This window comes from Nonomuraea sp. NPDC048901, from assembly GCF_040649695.1.
Taxonomy (GTDB): domain Bacteria; phylum Actinomycetota; class Actinomycetes; order Streptosporangiales; family Streptosporangiaceae; genus Nonomuraea.
Genome location: NZ_JBEZFW010000002.1, coordinates 891,082 through 909,075, shown reverse-complemented (window position 1 = coordinate 909,075; position 17,994 = coordinate 891,082). Strand labels below are relative to the sequence as shown.

Below are 17,994 nucleotides of genomic sequence, written 5' to 3'. Positions count from 1 at the left end.
GAGGTGGACACCCGGAGAGCCCACCTCCGCCACGGAAGCGCGGACGGCGACCGCCCGACCGGCCACCGCGCGACCGCGCGACCGCACGACCCTGACCGCGCGACCCGGCCACCGCCCGACCGGCCACCAACCGACCGGCGGCCAACCGACCGGCGACCGTCAGAGCGGCGGCCGTCAGATCGTGATCAGGGCCGCTTCGGCTTCGAGGGTGGCGGCGGTGGCGTTGATCACGGCGGCCACGCGCAGCGCCTCCTGGATGTGCTCGCGTGGCAGGCCGGAGCCGCGCAGCACCCGCTCGTGCGACTCCAGGCACCGGCCGCAGCCGTTGATCGCGGAGACCGCCAGGCACCACAGCTCGAAGTCGCCCCGGTCCACGCCCGGATCGCCCATCACGGTCATCCTGAGCCGGGCGGGCAGCGTCGCGTACGTCTCGTCGCCGATGAGGTGGGTGGCCCGGTAGTAGACGTTGTTCATCGCCATGATCGAGGCGGCGGCCTTGGCGGCGGTGAACGCCTCCGCCGACAGCTTGCCGGCGGCCTCCTCGCAGACCGCGGCGATGACCCGCCCGGACCTGGTGGCCAGCGCGCTCGCCAGCACCGTGCCCCACAGCTGCTGGTCGGTCAGCGGCGAGGTGGTCGTGACCGAGCCCAGGTTGAGCCTGATGTCCTTGGCGTAGCCGGGCAGCGCCGCCTTCAGCTCCTCGATGCTCATGCGCCACCGTGTCCGTAGGTCAGCTCGCTCACTGGGCCAGCAGCATCCGCGCGTCGAGACCGGCCTCGCCCTTGGTCCAGTTGCAGGGGCACAGCTCGTCGGACTGCAGGGCGTCGAGGACCCGCAGGACCTCCTTGACGTTGCGGCCCACGGATCCGGCGGTCACCATCGTGAACTGGATCTCGTTGTGCGGGTCGACGATGAACGTGGCCCGCTGGGCCGTGCCGTCCTCGCCGAGCACCCCGCACGCGCCGCTCAGCTCGCGCTTGACGTCGCTCAGCATCGGGAACGGCAGGTCGCGCAGGTCGTCGTGGTGCTTGCGCCAGGCGTGGTGGACGTACTCGGAGTCGACGGAGACGCCGAGCACCCGCGTGTCGCGGTCGGCGAACTCGCCGTTGAGCCGGCCGAACTCGGCGATCTCGGTCGGGCAGACGAAGGTGAAGTCCTTCGGCCAGAAGAACACGACGCGCCACTTGCCCTCGTAGGTCTTGTGGTCGATCTCCGCGAACGCCCGCTCGGGGTCGAGGCCGACGCACGCCTTGAGCGCGTATTCGGGAAAGCGGTCACCGACGGTGAGCACGATTCCGTCTCCTTCGGGGGGTCGGGGCCCAGAGGCGATCCCTGTTTGGGGGCGGCTCCTACCCTAGCTCACCTGCGCTCATTCCTCGCCGTAGCCGAATAACTACACTTCCGGGAGGTCGTCAGGCCGACAGGCGCTTGAGCCGGGTGACCGCCTCGTCGATGACCTCGTCCTTCTTGCAGAACGCGAACCGGACGAAGTGCCTGCCCCGGTCCGGGTGGTCGTAGAAGACCTGCGTCGGGATGGCCACCACCCCCACCAGCTCCGGCAGCCGCCGCGTCAGTTCCAGCCCGTCCTCGAAGCCCAGGGGCCGGATGTCGGTCTGCACGAAGTACGTTCCCGACGGCCTGAGCACCTCGAACCCGGCCGCCGCCAGCCCGTCCATCAGCCGGTCCCGCTTGTGTCCCAGCCCGTCGCACAGCGCCGAGACCCACTCCAGCTCGTTGCGCAGGCCATAGGCGACCGCGAGCTGCCACGGCGCGCTCGCGGTGAAGGTGAGGAACTGCTTGACCGTCTGCACCGCCGTGATCAGCGAGGCGGGGGCGCAGATCCAGCCCGTCTTCCACCCGGTGACGGAGAACGTCTTTCCCGCCGAGGAGATCATCACCGTGCGTTCGCGCATGCCGGGAAGCGTCGCCAGCGGGATGTGCTCGACGCCGTCGAACGTCAGGTGCTCGTAGACCTCGTCGGTGATCGCGGTCAGCCCGGCCTCCTGGCAGAGCTCGGCGATGACGGTCAGCTCGGCGCGGGTGAACACGGTCCCGGTCGGGTTGTGCGGGGAGTTGACAAGGATCGCCCGGGTACGCGGCGTGACGGCGGCGCGTAGTTCGTCCGGGTCGAAGGTGAATCGTCCCTCCACCGGCCGCATGGTCACCGCGACCAGCCGGGCCCCGGCCAGCGCGATGGAGGCGGCGTAGGAGTCGTAGTAGGGCTCGAAGGCGATCACCTCGTCGCCCGCCTCGCACAGCGCCAGCACGCTGGCCGCGATCGCCTCGGTGGCCCCCACGGTTACCAGGATCTCGCCGTCGGCCGCGTAGTCGAGGCCGTAGTGGTCGGCCCGGTGCTCGGAGACGGCCTGCCGCAGCTCAGGGACGCCGGGGCCGGGTGGGTACTGGTTGGCGCCGGACACGATGGCCTGCACCGCCCGGTCGAGCATCGCCGCGGGCCCGTCGGTGTCGGGGAATCCCTGCCCAAGGTTGATCGAGCTGGTCTGTACGGCCAGCGCGCTCATCTCCGCGAAAATCGTCGTACCGAAGGCCCGCATCCGAGATACAAGTGGTTCCGTCACGGCCCCACACTATTAGTCTCTTCCCGTGATCATTCGGGTCCTCCTCGCACTCGCCCTCTCCGCGCCGCCCGTCATGGGTCCGGGCGGTGTCGAGAAGAGCGCGTGTCCCGTCGCCATGCCCGACAATACGACCTGCGGTTTCCTGGTCGTCCCTGAGCGAAGGGACACGCCGGGCAAGACCATCAAGGTCGGCTACGCCGTGCACGCCTCGACGGCCAAGGACCGCAAGCCCGACCCGGTCGTCTACATGAGCGGCGGCCCGGCCTCGGCGTCGATGCAGCTCACGGGGTTCTTGAGCCAGATGTTCCCCGACCGTGACGTGGTGGCTGTCGAGCAGCGCGGCAGCAAATACTCCCAGCCGACCCTGGGCTGCCCGGAGACGGCCGAGGCGATGCTGGACCGGCTGCGCGAGCCGTCGGCCGACGTCGGCGCCGCCGCGCTGAAGTGCCGGGAGCGGCTCACGCAGCAGGGCGTGGACCTGCGCGGCTACAACACCAAGGAGATCGCCGCGGACGTCGTCGCGCTGCGCAAGGCGCTCGGCTACCCCACCTGGAACCTATTCGGGGTCAGCTACTCGACCCGGGTGATGATGGACGTGGCCGCCGCCGACCCGGCGGGCGTGCGCTCGGTGGTGCTCGACTCGTACCTGCCGGAGAAGGTCGGCTGGTACGACGACGCCGACCGCAACTTAACCGACACCGTGGCCAAGCTGGGTCTGCGCGAGCCGTTCGAGGCGATGGTGAAGCGGTTGAACGCCCGCCCGGCCCGGGTGCCGACCACGGATCCGCTGCTCGGCACGGGTTTCACCGCCCGGCTGACCGGCGACGACGTCTCGACGATCATGGCGGAGGCGCTGCACGAGGCCGACGTGCTCGCCGTGGCGCCGGCGATGATCGACGCGCTGAGCAAGGGCCATGACGAGCTGCTGCGCCCGCTCGCCGACGCGGTGGGCGACGGGCTGGTCTCCCACGAGTTCGGGCTGTACAACGCGGTGCAGTGCCAGGACGAGGTCCCGTTCAACACATTCGCCACAAAATCCCGACTTTTCACCGTAAATAGTGACAAAGCGGTGTGTGATGCTTGGAAGCTTCCCAAGTCGGCACCCGTCAACGCCACCACGAAGGCCCCGGTGCTCGTGGTGGGCGGCCAGTACGACCCCACGACGCCGACCAGGACCAGCGAGCCCGCCGCCAAGAGCCTGCCCAACGCCCGCTTCGTGGAGTTCGCGGGCACGGGCCACGCGGTGTTCCTGGCCAACGCCTGCGCCCGCCGCCACATCCTGGCCTTCGTGGACACCCCGTCAGGCGGGGCGGCCGCACCCTGCTCGCCCGAGAAGGCGACCGTCTACCCCCGGCTGAACCCCGGCGACGTACACGTGACCGGCGCCCCCTACCAGATCTCGCTGTCGCCCTGGCTGGCCGCCCCGTTGGCGCTGTTCGCGCTGGTGTCGCTGATCCAGCTGGTCGCGGGCGCGCTGAAGGGCCGGGCGCTGGCCGCCTTCGCCGGGCTGGCGGGGACGGCGTTCACGGGGCTGCTCGGCTCGGCGGTGTGGGGCATGCTCAAGGAGAACGAGACCGCGCTGGCCGTCGGCCTGCCCGCCTCGGCCTGGCCGTACACCTGGGTGGCGGTCGGCTCGGCCGTACTGACGCTCGGCGCGCTCGCGCTGCGGCGGGGATGGCCGCAGGCGGTGGCCGCGGTCACGGCGGCCGGATTCCTCGTATGGTGGTTCGCCTGGATCCTGTGAGGCGTATCCGAGAGCTCGACGCGCTCCGCGGCTTCGCGGTGGGCGGCATCATGCTGGTCAACACCTGGCAGCACGCCGTGCACGAGCCCAAGAACGGCATCGACTGGACCATCGACGCGCTGTTCCAGAGCCGGTTCTACCCGATCTTCTCGCTGCTGTTCGGCATCAGCTTCGTCCTGGTCCTGGAGCGGGCCGGGCGGTGGGTGCTGCTGCGCCGGCTGTTCTGGCTGCTGTGCTTCGGGCTGCTCCAGCGGACGTTCTACAGCGGCGAGGTGCTGACGGCCTACGCGGCGTTCGGGGCGCTGGTGCTGCTGCCCGCCTCGTTCCTGGCCGGCGGCCTGCCCATGGTGATCCTCGGGGTGGCCGCGGTCGTGTGGACGGTGTCGGTCGGGGCCGGGCCATATCTCATCCCGGCGCTGTTCCTGCTCGGCATGGCGCTGATGGAGTCGCGCCCGTCCGGGCGGCTGCTGCTGCCGGTCTTCGCGGTCAGCGCGCTGGCCTCCGCCCTGCTCACCGCCGCCTGGACCACCAACCACAACTGGACCGTCTACAGCACGGCCGCGCTCGCCGGGGCCGCCGCCTACTCCACCGGCCTGCTGCTGGTCCTGCGGACCCGGTGGTCGGCACCGCTGTCGGCGGCGCTGGAGCCGCTCGGGCGGATGGCGCTGACCAACTACATCTCCGGCACGCTGGTGATCGCCCTGACGACCCACCTGCTCAAGACCGATCCCACACGCTGGTGGGTGCTCGTGATCACCGTGGCGACGCTGGCCGTACAGATTCCGTTCAGCGCCTGGTGGCTGACGAGATTCAGGTACGGCCCGCTCGAGTGGATCTGGCGATGCCTGACCTGGTTTCGACGGGTGCCCAACCGGTTAGAGTCGGGCCGTGACCAGAATCGCCCTCTGCCAGATCCCGGTGTCTCCTGACCCGTCTGCCAACCTCAAGAGGGTCCGCGAAGCGCTCGCCAAGGCCGAAGGCGCCGACCTGGCGATCTTCCCCGAGGCGACGCTGACCCGCTACGGCAGCCGCATCACCGACCTGGCCGAACCGCTCGACGGGCCGTTCGTGTCCGGCGTGGCGCAGGCGGCCCGCGAGCACGGCCTCGCGGTGATCGCCGGTGTGTTCGAGCCGGGCTCCGGCCGGGTGCACAACACCGCCGTGGCCATCGACGCGCACGGCTCCGTCAAGGCCGCCTACCGGAAGATCCACCTGTTCGACTCCTTCGGCGCGAAGGAATCCGAGCTGGTCGCCCCCGGCGCCGAGCCCACGGTGGTGGAGCTCGCGGGGCTCCGTGTCGGGCTGATCACCTGCTACGACGTCCGCTTCCCCGAGCTGGCCAGAGCGCTGGTCGACCAGGGCGCCGAGCTGTTCGCGGTCATCGCCGCGTGGGGATCGGGCCCGCTCAAGGAGGACCACTGGACCACGCTGGTCCGGGCGCGGGCGCTGGAGAACACGACATGGACCGCCGCCGTCGGCCAGGCACCCAATCCGGCCGAGTCGACCGACGGTTTCGGGGTGGGCCGCAGCATGTTGGTCGACCCGCTCGGTGTAGTCCGCGCCGATCTGGGCACCAATCCGGGCATTCAGCTCGTGGAGGTGGATCCAGAAGTGACCGCAGCGGCCAGGACCGCCCTGCCGTGCCTCGAACATCGCGTACTAGGTGTCAAGCGATCGTAAAGTAGAACAGTGAGCAGAACGCAGATGCAGAAGGTCGTCCCGCCGCGTCTGCTCGTGCCATACCTATCGGGTAAACGCACGGTCATCTCCGGCTACGTCTACCGGCTTCAGGACTGCGTCCGGCTGACGACCCCCAGACAGCTCTACTACGGACTCGACCTTTCGTTCGAGGGATCGGAGCTGACGGCCGACGTGCCCGAGCTCTATGTCATGCGCTGGTACGCCCGTGACGCCGACACCTACGCCGTTCCGTACGGACCGCATATGGGCGGTGACTGGAGCGACGCGCCACCGTTCGCCGGAAACGGGTTCACCACCTCGCGCGAGCACGTGGTCCCGCAGTTCCACACCACGCCGATCCCCATCCCCGCGGGGGCGGAGATCGTGCACATCACCCCCGAACAGGAGCGGCCGTTCGCCACCTACGACGGGCTCACCTGGCGGCCCGCCGCATGAGTGACGAGATCACCCCCGTGGCCGCCGGCTTCGTCGCGCGGTTCGCCGAGCGCACGCTGCCCGCCGCGCTCGGCCCCGACAGCGACCAGGTGGTGCTGTTCAGCGAGGAGGAGCTCGACGGGTTCGAGCCCGGCTCCGGCTACTGGCGGCGTACGGTCGGCCGCGCCGAGCTCGACTGGCTGGTGCTGATCCGCACGGTCGGTGCGTTCGGCGGCGAGCCGTGCATCGTGCTCGACGAGGACGACGACGGCCTGCACATCGCCTACACCGGCCACAGCGGCATGAAGGCGGAGGCGCTCGGCTACTGGATGGTCGACCACGGCGCCTATGAGGTCGTGGTGCCCCGTGAGGAGGTCTTCTCGATCCGCGTCGAACGGATTCCCGTCCCCTAGTCAACCGACGCCCGTCTTGGGTGTCTCTGTACTGTGATCGACTCCTCCACCATGGCGCAGCCGTCATTCGCCGAGCTGTTCGCCGCCCACTACCACCCCCTGGTACGGCTGGCGGGCCTGCTCGGCGCCGACGACCCGGAGGACATCGCCCAGGAGGCGTTCTCCCGGCTGCACATCAGACGGCTGCGCGACGACGGGGCGGCCGTGTCGTACCTGCGCACGATTGTCTGCAACCTCACCCGCAACCGCCTGCGCCACCTCAGGCTGGTCCGGCTGCGCCGCCCCGATCCTCCCGAGCATGAACGCAGCAGCGAGCACGCGGTGATCGTCGCCGAGGAGCACCGCGAACTGCTCGCGGCGCTCGACCGCCTCCCGCGCAGGCAGCGCGAGGCGCTCGTCCTGCGCTACTGGCTCGACCTGTCCGAACGCGAGATCGCCGACGTCATGGGCGTCTCGACGGGTTCGGTCAAGACCCACGCCAGCAGGGCCCTGGCCGCGCTGGGCAAGGCGCTGAAGGAGGAGGACCAGTGAGCGACCTCGAAGCACGCCTGCGGGCGGCACTCGAAGCCCGCGCCCAGACCTACGAGGCCGATCCGAACGCCTGGCTCAAGGTCCAGCGCCGCACTCCCCCGCCGGTGCCGCGCGGGCGGTGGCTGCTCGCCGCCCTGCCCATCGCGCTGCTGGCCATCTTCGTCCCCATCCTGCTCAACGGGGGTCTGGGCCGGAACAGCGCGAGCGACCCCGACGAGGTCTACAAGCAGCTCATGCAGGGCAAGACGGCGGCCGGAGAACAGGTCGTGGTGAACGACCCAGCGCGGGGCAAGCCGCTGCGCCTGTGGTTCGCCCGGGGTCGGCTCGGCTCCCCCGAAGTGTGCTTCGTCGCCGTCCCGGCGGACGGCGATCCGTACGGCTCGTGCCACGACCTGCTCATGGCCAGGATCATGGAACGTAGCGGCATGTACGAGGGCTCCACCCGCGCCGACACCCCGTCCGCCTACGTGGACTACGGCATCGCCGACAACGACGTGGCGAAGGTCACGGCCGTGCTGGCGGACGGCCGGCGCGTCGACGCGACCGTGCACCGGTCCGAGGGCGCCCCGATGGTCATCTGGACCCTGGCGCTGTCGGCCGGGGACAAGGTGTCCACGGTGGAGTTCACCGACGCGCGTGGCAGGCGAGGCTCGGACACCTCGCCCAGGCGCCTCGCCGGCGAGAGCAGCAGGCACACACCGATCGGCCAGCCCATGCGGCTGCCCGGTGAGGTCATGGTGCGCCCCTACGACGACAAGGTCCAGGGCCGCAGTGTGTTCTGGTTCCGCGGGGCCAAGGAGCTCGGCTGGGTCAACCTCGACCTGAAGGATCCGATGACGGCCAAGGCACCCATGATCCATTCCGAGGACGGGCTCATCTACACCGCCACGAAGAGGGACACCGTCAAGATCCAGATAGTGCTCGGCTCCGACGCCCCGATCACCATGCAGGGCATACCCGATCCGTGGAACCTCGACCGCAACCTGTTCACCCTCGCGCACCTGCCACCGGTCGACTGGTCCCTCGGCGGCTGGTGGGCGGGCTACGACGCCGCGGGCAAGCAGCTCTGGCGTGAAGACAGACCACGCAGCACCGCGTCTCCGAAGTCGAACTTCAAACAGACCGGCGAGCCCATCACCGTCCCCGGCACCGACGACTTCAGCAACGGACCGGTACGGCTCTCCTTCGGCAAGTACCCCTACCAGGACGACCTGCAGCTGTGCGGCACCGGCGGCACCGGCGCCGACGGCGGGGAGCAGATCGGTTGCGCCCGGGTGCGGCCCGAACCGCCGTCCGACAGCTTCTCCAGCGGCCGGGTGGAGACCTACCTGCCGCTGCCGGGAAGCGTCCTCGCCTTCGGCGCGGCCGAGGACGACTGGCTGTCGATCGACGCGGTGCTGGAGGACGGACGCCGCCTGCCCGCCACCCTGACGCGCGGCAAGGACCTGCCCGCGCCCGTGTGGTGGGTCAGATACCCGAGCGACGCGAAAGTGCGCGCCTTCGCGTACAAGGTGCGCGGCAAGCAAATCGAACAGGTCGACCTGACGCGGCGCGGCTGGTGCTGGGAGGACAAGAAGCCCCTCGACGCCGGCCATGTCTTCCCCGGCGGGCTCACCGCCCACCTGTACGCCGACACGTGCGTCAAGTGGACGAAGGACGGCAAGGAACAGCCGGGCTCCTTCCAGGCCGTCCCGGGCGGGAAGCTGAGCGACATGATCGCCGCGCCGGAGCTCCCGCTGCAGTGGTCGGGAGGCCGGCAGGAGTGGTACGGCTTCACCGTGCCCGGCACGGCCAAGGTCGACGTCACGCTCAAGGGCGGCGGGCGCCTGACCGCGAGCACGGTGCCCGACCCCTGGGACCAGGGCGTGCTGCTGTTCGCCGGGCCGGTGCCCAAGGCGGTCGGCAACCAGGGGCTGTCCTGGCCGGGCATGCGGTTCACCGGCTACGGCGCCGACGGAGGCGTGCTCTGGACGTACGAGCCGAAGGAGCCCTCGCGGTAACGGGCCCCAGGCTAGCCGCCCAGGTTGCGGTAGCGGGCCTGGCGGGCCGCTCGACGGTCCGCCGGGCTGCGCGCCAGCAGCCCGGCGATCTCGTACTCCAGCGCCCGTCCCACCCGCTCGCAGAACGCGCGCGGCTCGTACGCGGCGTCGGGCACCTCCGGGATCACCCGGTCGACGATCCCGTCACGCCGCAGGTCGGTGGCCCGCACCCGCTGCTGCTGAGCGATCTCCGGCGCGAAGTCCACACTGCGGTAGAGGATCGCCGAAGCGCCCTCCGGCGGCAGCGGCGACAGCCACGCGTGCTGCGCGCACAGCACCCGGTCGGCGGGCAGCAGGGCCAGCGCCGCGCCGCCCGCGCCCTCACCGAGCAGCAGACACACCGTCGGCGCGTCGAGCATGACCAGGTCGGCCAGGCAGCGGGCGATCTCCGCGGCCAGCCCGCCCTCCTCGGCCGCCTTCGACAGCGCCGCGCCCGCCGTGTCGATCACGGTGACCAGGGGCAGCCCCAGCTCGGCGGCCAGCCGCATACCGCGCCTGGCCATCCGCAGCCCGCCGGGGCCGAGCGGCGAGCTGGGCCGCGCCCGGCGCCGGTCCTGGCCGAGCACGACGGCCGGCGCGCTGCCGAACCGCGCCAGCGCCAGCAGCAGGCCCGGCTCGTTCTCGCCCGCGCCGTTGCCGGTGAGCGGGGTCACGTCGGTGGCGGCCAGCTTGAGCAGCGTGCGCGCGCCGGGACGGTCGTCGCGGCGCGAGCGGGTGATCGCCTCCCACGCCTCCACCGGCCGCAGGTCCTCCTCGGGCGGCTCGCCGGCGACCAGCCCGGTACGTTCGGCGCACAGCACCGACAGCGCCCTGATCGCCACCTCCCGCGCGTCGTCGGCCGACACCACGGCGTCGACCAGCCCGTGCTCGTGCAGGTTCTCCGCCACCTGTACGCCTTCGGGGAACGGATAACCGTGCAACGACTCGAACACCCGCGGCCCCAGGAACCCGATCAGCGCCCCCGGCTCCGCGGCTGTGACATGCCCGAGCGAGCCCCAGGACGCGAACACCCCACCGGTCGTCGGATGCCGCAAATACACCACGAAGGGCAGCCCCGCCCCGCGATGCGCCTGCACCGCGGCGGTGATCTTCACCATCTGCACGAACGCGAGCGCGCCCTCCTGCATCCTGGTGCCGCCCGAGGCGGGCGCGGCCAGCAGCGGCAGCCGCTCACGGGTGGCCCGCTCGGCGGCGGCGACGACCCGCTCGGCCGCCGCCACCCCGATCGACCCGGCCATGAACGAGAACTCGGAGACTACCACGGCCACCCGCCGCCCGTCGAGCAGGCCCTCGCCGGTGACGACGGACTCGTCGTAGCCGGACTTGGCGCGGGCCGCGGCCAGCTCGTCGGCGTAGGAGGAGCCCGGCGCCACCGGATCGGCGGGCGGCGCGTCCCACGACTTCCACGATCCCGCGTCGAGGACCGTTTCGATCAGTGTGCGCGCGTCCGGACGGCTCACCATGGCTCCCTACTAACCGGCGATGTTGGAATGTTGACGCACCAGAGCGCCCGCCGGTGCCATCGGATTCGCATCACCCCTCGCGCTCTTCCAGCCAGCTGAGCACGGCGTCGCCGTCCTGGCCCAGGGCGGGCGGCGCGGTGTGCGTCACCTCGGTGGCACTCTCTTCGTGGCCGTCTTCGAAGCGCAGCGGGGGGCCCGGCAGTTCGATGCGGCCGAGTACGGGATGGTCCACCTCGATCACCAGGCCCTGCGAGCGGGTCTGGTCCCAGGTGTAGACCTCGTCGATCGAGCGGATCGCGCCCGCGGGCACTCCCGCCTCGCCGAGCCTGGCCAGCCAGTGGCCGCGGTCGTGCGCGGCCAGAGCCTTCTCCATGTCGGCGATCAGCTCATCCCGGTGCGCGAATCGCTCCCTGTTCGTCGCATATTTAGCCACATCTGGGTCTATGCCCAGTAGAGCGGCCACCTTCTTCCACTGGCCGTCGTTGGCCGCCGCGATCTGCAGCATCCCGTCGGCGCAATGGAAGGCGCCGTAGGGGGCGATCGAGGCGTGGTGGTTGCCGTTCGCGCCGGGCACCTGGCCGCCCACGGTCCACGCCGTGCCGTGGTAGGAGTGCACACCGGTGACGGCGGCCAGCAGCGACGTACGCACCACCCGGCCCCTGCCGGTCCGCTCGCGCTCGTACAGGGCTCCGGTCACGCCGTACGCGCCGTGGATGCCCGCGAGCAGGTCGGCGATGGACGCGCCCACGCGGTACGGCTCGTCGCGCGAGGGGCCCGTCAGCGACATCAGGCCGGCCTCGCCCTGGGCGATCTGGTCGTAGCCCGGCCGGCCGCCCTCGGGCCCGTCGTGGCCGAAGCCGGTGATCGACAGGATGACCAGGCGTGGATTGAGCTCGTGCAGCCGCTCGACGGACAAGCCGAGGCGGTCGAGCACGCCGGTACGGAAGTTCTCGATGAGCACGTCGCTCTGGCGTACCAGGCGCTCGACGAGCTGTTTGCCGTCGGCGGACTTCAGGTCGATGGCGATGGACTGCTTGTTGCGGTTCGCTGCCAGGAAATAGGTGGAAATATCGTGATCCGGCCCGACGAAGGGCGGCCCCCAGCCTCGAGACTCGTCTCCTCCGTCCGGATGCTCCACCTTGATCACCCGGGCGCCGAGGTCGCCGAGCATCTGAGCGGCGTGCGGGCCCGCCAAGGCCCTGGACAGATCCAGCACCACGATGTCACCAAGGGGTCCGGGCAAGGTCAGCCTCCAGAATTGCGTTCGTGGCGAAAGAGTAGTCTTTCAGGCTTCGTGTCTCCTTCACCTACCCTGGGAGCCGTGGAATCGCCCGCCCGCCGCATCCAGGCGCTCGATCCGTCGTGCGGGCCGGTCCGGCTGGTCGCCGTCGACGGCCCCGCCGGGTCGGGCAAGACCACGTTCGCCGGCGAACTGGCCGCCGAACTCGGCTGCCAGGTGGTGCACAGCGACGACTTCCCGGTCCCATGGGACGAGGGCCCCGGCGGCTGGTTCGACGCCCTCGACACGCAGGTGCTCCGCCCGCTCCAGCGCGGACTCCCGGGCGCGTTCCGCCGTTATGACTGGGTACGCGGCGAATACACGGACCTGATCACGGTCCCTGCCGCACCGGTCCTGATCATCGAAGGCGTGGGCACGGCCCGCCGATCGGCGGCCCATCTGCTGGCGTTCACCATCTGGGTGGAGGCCCCCGAAGAGGTGCGGCTGCGCCGGGTGATCGAGCGCGACGGGCCGGAGCTGGAACCGCGGTGGCGCGTGTGGTTCGCCACGGAGCAGGCCTGGTTCGACGCCGACGACACGCGGGGCCGGGCCGATCTCATCAAAAGCGGTTGAGGTCGCTATAAGGACCACAGGTGGTCGAGGTCGCTATAAGGACCGCAGGTGGTCGACGTCATTGAAGGACAGCAGCTCCAGACGGCCGTCCAGCGCCTCCCACGTCGAGACGGACGCGTTGAGCACGGGCGCGAACTCATCCATGGCGGCCAGCTCGGCGTCCGGCGTCTCGGCGATCACATGCCGCAGGGTCAGCACCACCGCGTCGTGCGCGACGATCAGCACCCGCCGCCCAGCGGCCCGCGCGCCCAGGTCACCGACCGCCGCACGCACCCGGACCGCCACGTCACCCACCGACTCACCGCCCGGCGGCCGATAGTCGTAGTCCCCCGCCGCCCGCTGGCGGGCCAGTTCCTCGGGATGGCGCCGCCCGATCTCCGCCTCGTTGTACGGGGCGAGCATCCCCCGCTCCCGATCCCTGAGCCGCTCGTCCGTCGTCACCGGCAAGGTCCGCCACACCTCTGAGGCGCTCGCCCAGGTGTCGAGCGCACGCTGGTAGGGCGAGCACCACACGAACTCGGGCGCCTCCTCCTCCGGCAGCGCCCCCAGCAAGTGCCCGAGCGCCCCGGCCTGCCGCCGGCCCAGGTCCGTCAGGGTCACCTCGTCATCGCCACGCTCGTAGACGAGTGGCGTGTCGCCCGCTCGCCGGTAGGCGGCATTCGCCTCGCTTTCGCCATGTCGTACGGCGAGGATCCGCGACGGTCCCATGTAGTGCATGGTGTCATAGATGCGCCGGGCGCCTTTACAAAGTAGATCTGTCTCTGCGGAGGTGGGCCTGACCTCCGCCGCACCCTCTCCCCCGAACGTGAAACCATTCCCGGCGAAAGGGCAACAACTGGCGTGATAGTGCACAATCCCCGTTACGGAGCGGAACGCTTACCGGTTCCACCAGACCTCTTCGACGACTACTTCGCCGACATCCACCGCTACGTCGCCCGCCGCCTGTCCGAGGACGTGGCCGACGACCTGGCCGCGGAGGTGTTCGCGATCGCCCTGCATGGGGGATACGACCCGTCGATCGGCGCTGTACGGCCCTGGCTGTACGGCATCGCGACCAATCTCGTCGCGCGGCATCGCCGTACCGAGATCCGGCGGTGGAAGGCGATCGCCAAGGCGGCGGAGCGCGATGTCGCGAGCCACGAGGACGAGGTGCTCGACCGGGTGGACGCCGCCCGCTACACCGGGCCGCTGGCGGGGGCGCTGGCCGGGCTGAAGCAGCGCGACCGGGACGTGGTCCTGCTGGTCGCGCTGGGCGGGCTGAGCCATGCCGAGGTGGCGGCCGCCCTGGGAATCCCTTTCGGAACCGTCGCGTCCCGGCTGAACCGGGCGCGCAAACAACTGCGCAGGGCACTCGGCTCCGTCAACCCGCTGAAGGAGGACTCCGATGGATGAGATGGACCTGCTCGCTCGCGCCCTGCCCGACGCTCGACCGCCGTCGCCCGAAGTCGTGGCGCGCGCCCGCGCCCGCTCGGCCGCCGCCCCGGTCTCTCGGGCCCGGCCTCGCCCGTGGGTCCTGTGGGCGCCACTGGCCACGGCCGCGATCGTGGCCGTGGTCTTCGCGCTGGTGACGAACCTGGCCTCCGCTCCTGCCGTGCTCAAGCCGCCGAAGGTCAACCAGGAGCTGTTCGACCTGGCCGACAGGATCGAGAAGCTCCCGGCGGAGAGCAACACCTACTGGCGCGAGGTGGAGATCGACGGCAACTACCTGTCCACCGGCGGCTACACGCTCGTGGTGAGCGGGCGACGGGAGACCTGGCAGCCGCGCGACCCCGCCGATCTGGCGCTCATGCAGGTGTGGCGGCGGGAAAGCGCCCGCCCGGCCACGACCGCGGACGAGCGCGCCTGGCAGGCGGCGGGAGCTCCCGGCCGGGTCAAGGGCCGCTGCGAGTACGGCGGGCCGTGCCCTTCCGTTCCGATCGCCGATCAGCCGCAGGACTGCAGGTACAGCTCAAAGATTGATCCCACGGGAACGTATCCTGACCGGACGATCAGCGAGTTCACCATGGCCGATCTCGCGGCCATCCCCGCCGATCCCACCAAGCTCATGGAGCGGCTTCACTCCTACCACGAGATCTGGAAGGGCCGCGGCTTCACGGAGCCTTTCGAGAAGTTCCTGCCTACTACCGCGAACCTCCTCCACATGCCGATCAGCCCCGCCACGCGCGCCGCGATCATCCGCGTCCTGGCCGGTCTGCCGACCACCAAGGTCGTCGGCACGGTGACGGACCCCCTGGGCAGAAAGGGCATATCCGTGGACACCGGCGAGGCGGGCGGCTCCCTCGTGTACTCCGACAAACCACGTAAGGAGCTACCGGTCTACCACAGGCTGATCCTCAACCCCGGGACGGGGGAGACACTCTCCTCCATCACCTACGCGGCTCGCACGGCTCTGGGGGCGACAAAGGGTGAGGTCATGAGCTACCACGCTCGCGGTCCCGAGTCGGGCTGGTCCGGCCCACCGGCTTCTCCCCCGAAGGGATGCACGAAGGGGAAATAGGGGGTGTGAACCCCAGCGGCGGAGGGCGCGCGGCCGGGGTTCAGTGGTCACACCTGGCCGCGCGGCGGCATGGCGGCCAGCACCTTGGCCAGGGCCTCGGCCAGGTGGGCGGCGTGGCGGGGATCGTCCATGAGCATCGACTGCCGGACCCAGACCACCTCCCGAGCCGCCGCCTCGGCGGCCGGGCACGGCTCCACCCGCGCGCCCTCCCTGACGAGCGCCGCCATCGTCCCGAGCGGCGGGTACCCGCCTTCGAGCGGCACCCCCTCGGCGGCCATGGCGGCGAACAGGAACTCCCGGTCCACCGGCTCGTGGAAGCGGAGCATGAGCAGATGGCGGGAATCCCGGGTGGTACCAGGCGGCCGCGGCACCACACTCACCGAACCCACACCCGCCGACTCACCGCCGTGCGCTACGCACCACTCGGTGCCCAGTTCGTGTTCGGCGGCGGCGCAGAAGGCCTCGCGGCGGGCGATCTCGGTGTCGAGGCGGTCGAGCCAGGGCAGCAGGAGGGCGGCCTGGATCTCGGTGAGCCGGAGGTTCCAGCCGACCGATGGGTGGCCGTACCACTGACCGCCGAGCCGACGGCCGAGGTTGCAGACCGACCAGATCGCCTCATACGCGGCCTCGTCGCGGCAGACGATCAAGCCGCCCTCGCCCGCCGTCATGGCCTTGGTCGCCTGGAAGCTGTAGACCCCGGCGTCGCCCAGGCCGCCGACCGGGCGGTCCTTGTAGGTCGCGCCGTGCGCCTGGGCGGTGTCCTCGACCACGACGAGGCCGTGGCGGGCGGCCAGCGCGTTGAGGGGGTCCATGTCGGCGGGGCTGCCGGCCAGGTGGACGGGCATGATGGCGGCCGTTGTGTCCGTCACCGCCGCTTCGACGGCCTCCGGGGAGAGGTGCAGGTCCACCGGGTTCACGTCGGCGATCACGGGCGTGGCACCGGCCAGGAGCACCGCCGTTGCTGAGGCGACGAACGTGCAGGCGGGCACGATCACCTCGTCGCCCCGCCCCACGCCCAGACCTCTCAGCGCGGCGAACAGGCCCAGTGTCGCGTTCCCGACCGCCACGCCGTACGGCACGCCGGACCTGTGGGCGAACGCGGCGGTCAGGTCCGTGACCGTGGAACCACCCTGGGTGGCGCCCCACTGGCCACTCTCCAGGACCTCGGTGACGAGAGCGCGCTGGGCCGGGTCGAGCGGCGGCGGCCACGCGGGCCAGGGCGCCGAGCGGACCGGCGTACCGCCGTGGAGGGCGAGTGTCACGGGGAACGTCCCTTTCGATGCGACGTCGGGGAAGGCCGGGGAAGGTCGAGGAGGCGGGCGAGGTTCGCGCCCTGGACGAGGGTGCGGTCCGCGTCAGTGAGCGGGGCGAGAGCGATGCGGCCGAAACCGGTGCGTAGGTCGAGGAAGCAGGCGTCCGAGCCGAACACCACCCGCTCGGCCCCGATCATGTCCACGAGCCGGGCGATCCAGCGGCCGGTCATCTTGGAGCCGCAGATCTCCAGGTAGAGGCTCGGGTGGTCGGCCGCCAGACGGGCGGCGCGGGCGAAGCCGTACGCCCAGAGCCCGGTATGCCCCATCAGCAGCGGCACCGCCGGATGGCGGGCGGCGACGGCGGCGAACTGGGCGGGGTCGCTCCACGGCGAATCGGTCTGGCCGTGGGCGAGAACGGGCAGGCCGAGCTCCCACACCGGGTCGTAGAGCGGGTCGTCCAGACGGCACTGGTGTACGTCGGGATGCAGCTTCACGCCCCACACGCCCTCCAGGGTCAGGGGCGTGCGGTGGTGCGGGTTGTAGACCTGCCAGACGCCGAACCGGCCGGGGAAGCGCTCGGCGATCTCGACAGCCAGCCGGTTGCCGCGTACGGCGTCCGGGCCGACGGCGAGCAGGTGGCTGATGCCCATCGCGGTGACGCCGATCCGGTCCATCGTGGCCACCAGGCCGTCCGCGGACGGATCGGGGATGAGGAAATCGGGCCAGTCGCCGACGTGACCGTGCGCGTCGAGCACCACATCAGCCCGCCCAGGAAGAGGGCTCACGTCGGCCGGCTCAGGAACGAGGGTCACAGCAGCCCGCTCAGGGAGCCGGCGGCGATCAGGTCGACGGCGGACGGCTCCAGGTCGAGGTGGTCGAGGAGGAAGCGAGGGCCGCAGTCGTCGGCGATCGGTGCGCCCGTACCGAAGACCAGCCGGTCCGCCCCGAACCGGTGGGCGAGCCATTCGACGCCGCCCTGGGTGTTGACGGTGCCGATCTCCAGCCAGAGGCGGCGGGTCTCCGCCATCAGTTCGGCCACCGCGCGCAGGCGGCGGTAGCCGGGGTTGAGCAGGAGGACGCGCTGCTCGGGCAGCCGCTCCAGCAGTGTGCGGAGCTGGGCGGGCGACGTCTCGTCCAGGTCGATCGCGATGGGCAGGGCGATGGCGGCCAGCCAGCGCAGGGCGATCGGGCCGGTGAGGTCGAAGCGGTGGCGTTCGGGGCAGAGCCTGATCATGCGGACGTTCCACCCCAGCACCTCGTGAACCGCGACCGGCGCGGACGCCCCCGTCACGCCGGGCACCACGACGGGCACCGGGATGAGCCGGGGGTCGTCCAGTCTCAGGAGGGCCTCGTTGCCCGCCTGCGCGTCCGAGTAGAGGCTGAGCGTGTGGGTCACACAGGCCCGGTCGATGCCCAGCCGGTCCATCTCGGGCCCGGGGTCCGACGGCAGGGCGTCGAACGGTACGGGGCCGATCAGCCGGTGGGCATCGATCACTGATTTCGGCACA

The 17,994-nt window shown here is 70.9% G+C and carries 19 protein-coding genes; 10 read left to right on the top strand and 9 right to left on the bottom strand.

All coding sequences use genetic code 11. The features are described 5' to 3' along the window. Nucleotides 1–174 precede the first annotated feature (174 nt). The 3 genes from AB0C30_RS09235 to AB0C30_RS09225 form a co-directional block, all read right to left on the bottom strand. A complete protein-coding gene (locus AB0C30_RS09235) occupies nt 175–711 on the bottom strand; it encodes a carboxymuconolactone decarboxylase family protein (protein ID WP_357941280.1) in 537 nt (178 codons plus the stop codon). A 28-nt stretch (nt 712–739) separates the two neighbouring features. Beyond that, the gene (locus AB0C30_RS09230) at nt 740–1,291 is read right to left on the bottom strand and encodes a peroxiredoxin (RefSeq protein ID WP_357941278.1); all 552 of its coding nucleotides are present in this window, start codon (nt 1,289–1,291) and stop codon (nt 740–742) included. Nucleotides 1,292–1,412: 121 nt separating this feature from the next. Further along, nucleotides 1,413–2,579, bottom strand: a complete 1,167-nt coding sequence (locus AB0C30_RS09225; protein WP_357941276.1) for a pyridoxal phosphate-dependent aminotransferase — start codon at nt 2,577–2,579, stop codon at nt 1,413–1,415. A 25-nt stretch (nt 2,580–2,604) separates the two neighbouring features. Between AB0C30_RS09225 and AB0C30_RS09220 the strand changes: the two genes are divergently transcribed. Genes AB0C30_RS09220 through AB0C30_RS09190 form a run of 7 tightly spaced genes read left to right on the top strand, consistent with a single transcriptional unit; the run spans nt 2,605 to nt 9,382 of the window. Then, entirely contained in the window at nt 2,605–4,323 is a 1,719-nt protein-coding gene (locus tag AB0C30_RS09220) for an alpha/beta hydrolase (protein WP_357941274.1), read from the top strand. Continuing rightward, nucleotides 4,320–5,252: a DUF418 domain-containing protein gene (locus AB0C30_RS09215; protein WP_357941272.1), complete on the top strand. Its 933-nt coding sequence runs from the start codon at nt 4,320–4,322 to the stop codon at nt 5,250–5,252. The genes AB0C30_RS09220 and AB0C30_RS09215 overlap by 4 nt, the downstream gene beginning before the upstream one ends. Beyond that, nucleotides 5,212–6,003 carry a carbon-nitrogen hydrolase family protein gene (locus tag AB0C30_RS09210; RefSeq protein WP_357941270.1) on the top strand — a complete coding sequence of 264 codons (792 nt, stop codon included), beginning with the start codon at nt 5,212–5,214 and terminating at the stop codon, nt 6,001–6,003. Before AB0C30_RS09215 ends, AB0C30_RS09210 begins: the two co-directional genes overlap by 41 nt. Nucleotides 6,004–6,012: 9 nt before the next feature. Further along, nucleotides 6,013–6,459 carry a hypothetical protein gene (locus tag AB0C30_RS09205; RefSeq protein ID WP_357941268.1) on the top strand — a complete coding sequence of 149 codons (447 nt, stop codon included), beginning with the start codon at nt 6,013–6,015 and terminating at the stop codon, nt 6,457–6,459. After that, nucleotides 6,456–6,851 carry a hypothetical protein gene (locus AB0C30_RS09200; RefSeq protein WP_357941266.1) on the top strand — a complete coding sequence of 132 codons (396 nt, stop codon included), beginning with the start codon at nt 6,456–6,458 and terminating at the stop codon, nt 6,849–6,851. The genes AB0C30_RS09205 and AB0C30_RS09200 overlap by 4 nt, the downstream gene beginning before the upstream one ends. Nucleotides 6,852–6,902: 51 nt before the next feature. Further along, entirely contained in the window at nt 6,903–7,382 is a 480-nt protein-coding gene (locus AB0C30_RS09195; RefSeq protein ID WP_357941264.1) for a SigE family RNA polymerase sigma factor, read from the top strand. After that, nucleotides 7,379–9,382, top strand: coding sequence for a hypothetical protein (locus AB0C30_RS09190; RefSeq protein WP_357941262.1), 2,004 nt, complete (start codon nt 7,379–7,381; stop codon nt 9,380–9,382). Before AB0C30_RS09195 ends, AB0C30_RS09190 begins: the two co-directional genes overlap by 4 nt. An 11-nt stretch (nt 9,383–9,393) precedes the next feature. Here the strand turns inward: AB0C30_RS09190 and AB0C30_RS09185 are convergent, their stop codons facing one another. Beyond that, on the bottom strand, nt 9,394–10,884 hold the full coding sequence (locus tag AB0C30_RS09185; protein ID WP_357941260.1) for a carboxyl transferase domain-containing protein: 1,491 nt from the start codon (nt 10,882–10,884) through the stop codon (nt 9,394–9,396). 70 nt (nt 10,885–10,954) lie between these two features. Further along, nucleotides 10,955–12,127 carry a CoA transferase gene (locus AB0C30_RS09180; protein ID WP_357941258.1) on the bottom strand — a complete coding sequence of 391 codons (1,173 nt, stop codon included), beginning with the start codon at nt 12,125–12,127 and terminating at the stop codon, nt 10,955–10,957. Between the two features lie 78 nt (nt 12,128–12,205). On the opposite strand from AB0C30_RS09180, the gene AB0C30_RS09175 reads away from it, so the two are divergent. After that, a complete protein-coding gene (locus AB0C30_RS09175) occupies nt 12,206–12,736 on the top strand; it encodes an AAA family ATPase (protein ID WP_357941256.1) in 531 nt (176 codons plus the stop codon). Between the two features lie 33 nt (nt 12,737–12,769). Here AB0C30_RS09175 and AB0C30_RS09170 read toward each other — a convergent pair whose 3' ends face one another. Then, on the bottom strand, nt 12,770–13,444 hold the full coding sequence (locus AB0C30_RS09170; RefSeq protein WP_357941254.1) for a histidine phosphatase family protein: 675 nt from the start codon (nt 13,442–13,444) through the stop codon (nt 12,770–12,772). Nucleotides 13,445–13,582: 138 nt separating this feature from the next. Between AB0C30_RS09170 and AB0C30_RS09165 the strand changes: the two genes are divergently transcribed. Together AB0C30_RS09165 and AB0C30_RS09160 are read left to right on the top strand one after the other, a co-directional pair. Then, on the top strand, nt 13,583–14,128 hold the full coding sequence (locus tag AB0C30_RS09165; protein WP_357941252.1) for an RNA polymerase sigma factor: 546 nt from the start codon (nt 13,583–13,585) through the stop codon (nt 14,126–14,128). Continuing rightward, nucleotides 14,121–15,233, top strand: coding sequence for a CU044_5270 family protein (locus AB0C30_RS09160; protein WP_357941250.1), 1,113 nt, complete (start codon nt 14,121–14,123; stop codon nt 15,231–15,233). Before AB0C30_RS09165 ends, AB0C30_RS09160 begins: the two co-directional genes overlap by 8 nt. Nucleotides 15,234–15,280: 47 nt before the next feature. Here the strand turns inward: AB0C30_RS09160 and AB0C30_RS09155 are convergent, their stop codons facing one another. Genes AB0C30_RS09155 through AB0C30_RS09145 form a run of 3 tightly spaced genes read right to left on the bottom strand, consistent with a single transcriptional unit; the run spans nt 15,281 to nt 17,993 of the window. Then, entirely contained in the window at nt 15,281–16,495 is a 1,215-nt protein-coding gene (locus tag AB0C30_RS09155; RefSeq protein WP_357941248.1) for a DegT/DnrJ/EryC1/StrS family aminotransferase, read from the bottom strand. Continuing rightward, nucleotides 16,492–17,271, bottom strand: a complete 780-nt coding sequence (locus AB0C30_RS09150; protein ID WP_357941246.1) for an amidohydrolase family protein — start codon at nt 17,269–17,271, stop codon at nt 16,492–16,494. The genes AB0C30_RS09155 and AB0C30_RS09150 overlap by 4 nt, the downstream gene beginning before the upstream one ends. Before the next feature lie 23 nt (nt 17,272–17,294). After that, on the bottom strand, nt 17,295–17,993 hold the full coding sequence (locus tag AB0C30_RS09145; protein ID WP_357941244.1) for an amidohydrolase family protein: 699 nt from the start codon (nt 17,991–17,993) through the stop codon (nt 17,295–17,297). Nucleotide 17,994: the final 1 nt, after the last annotated feature.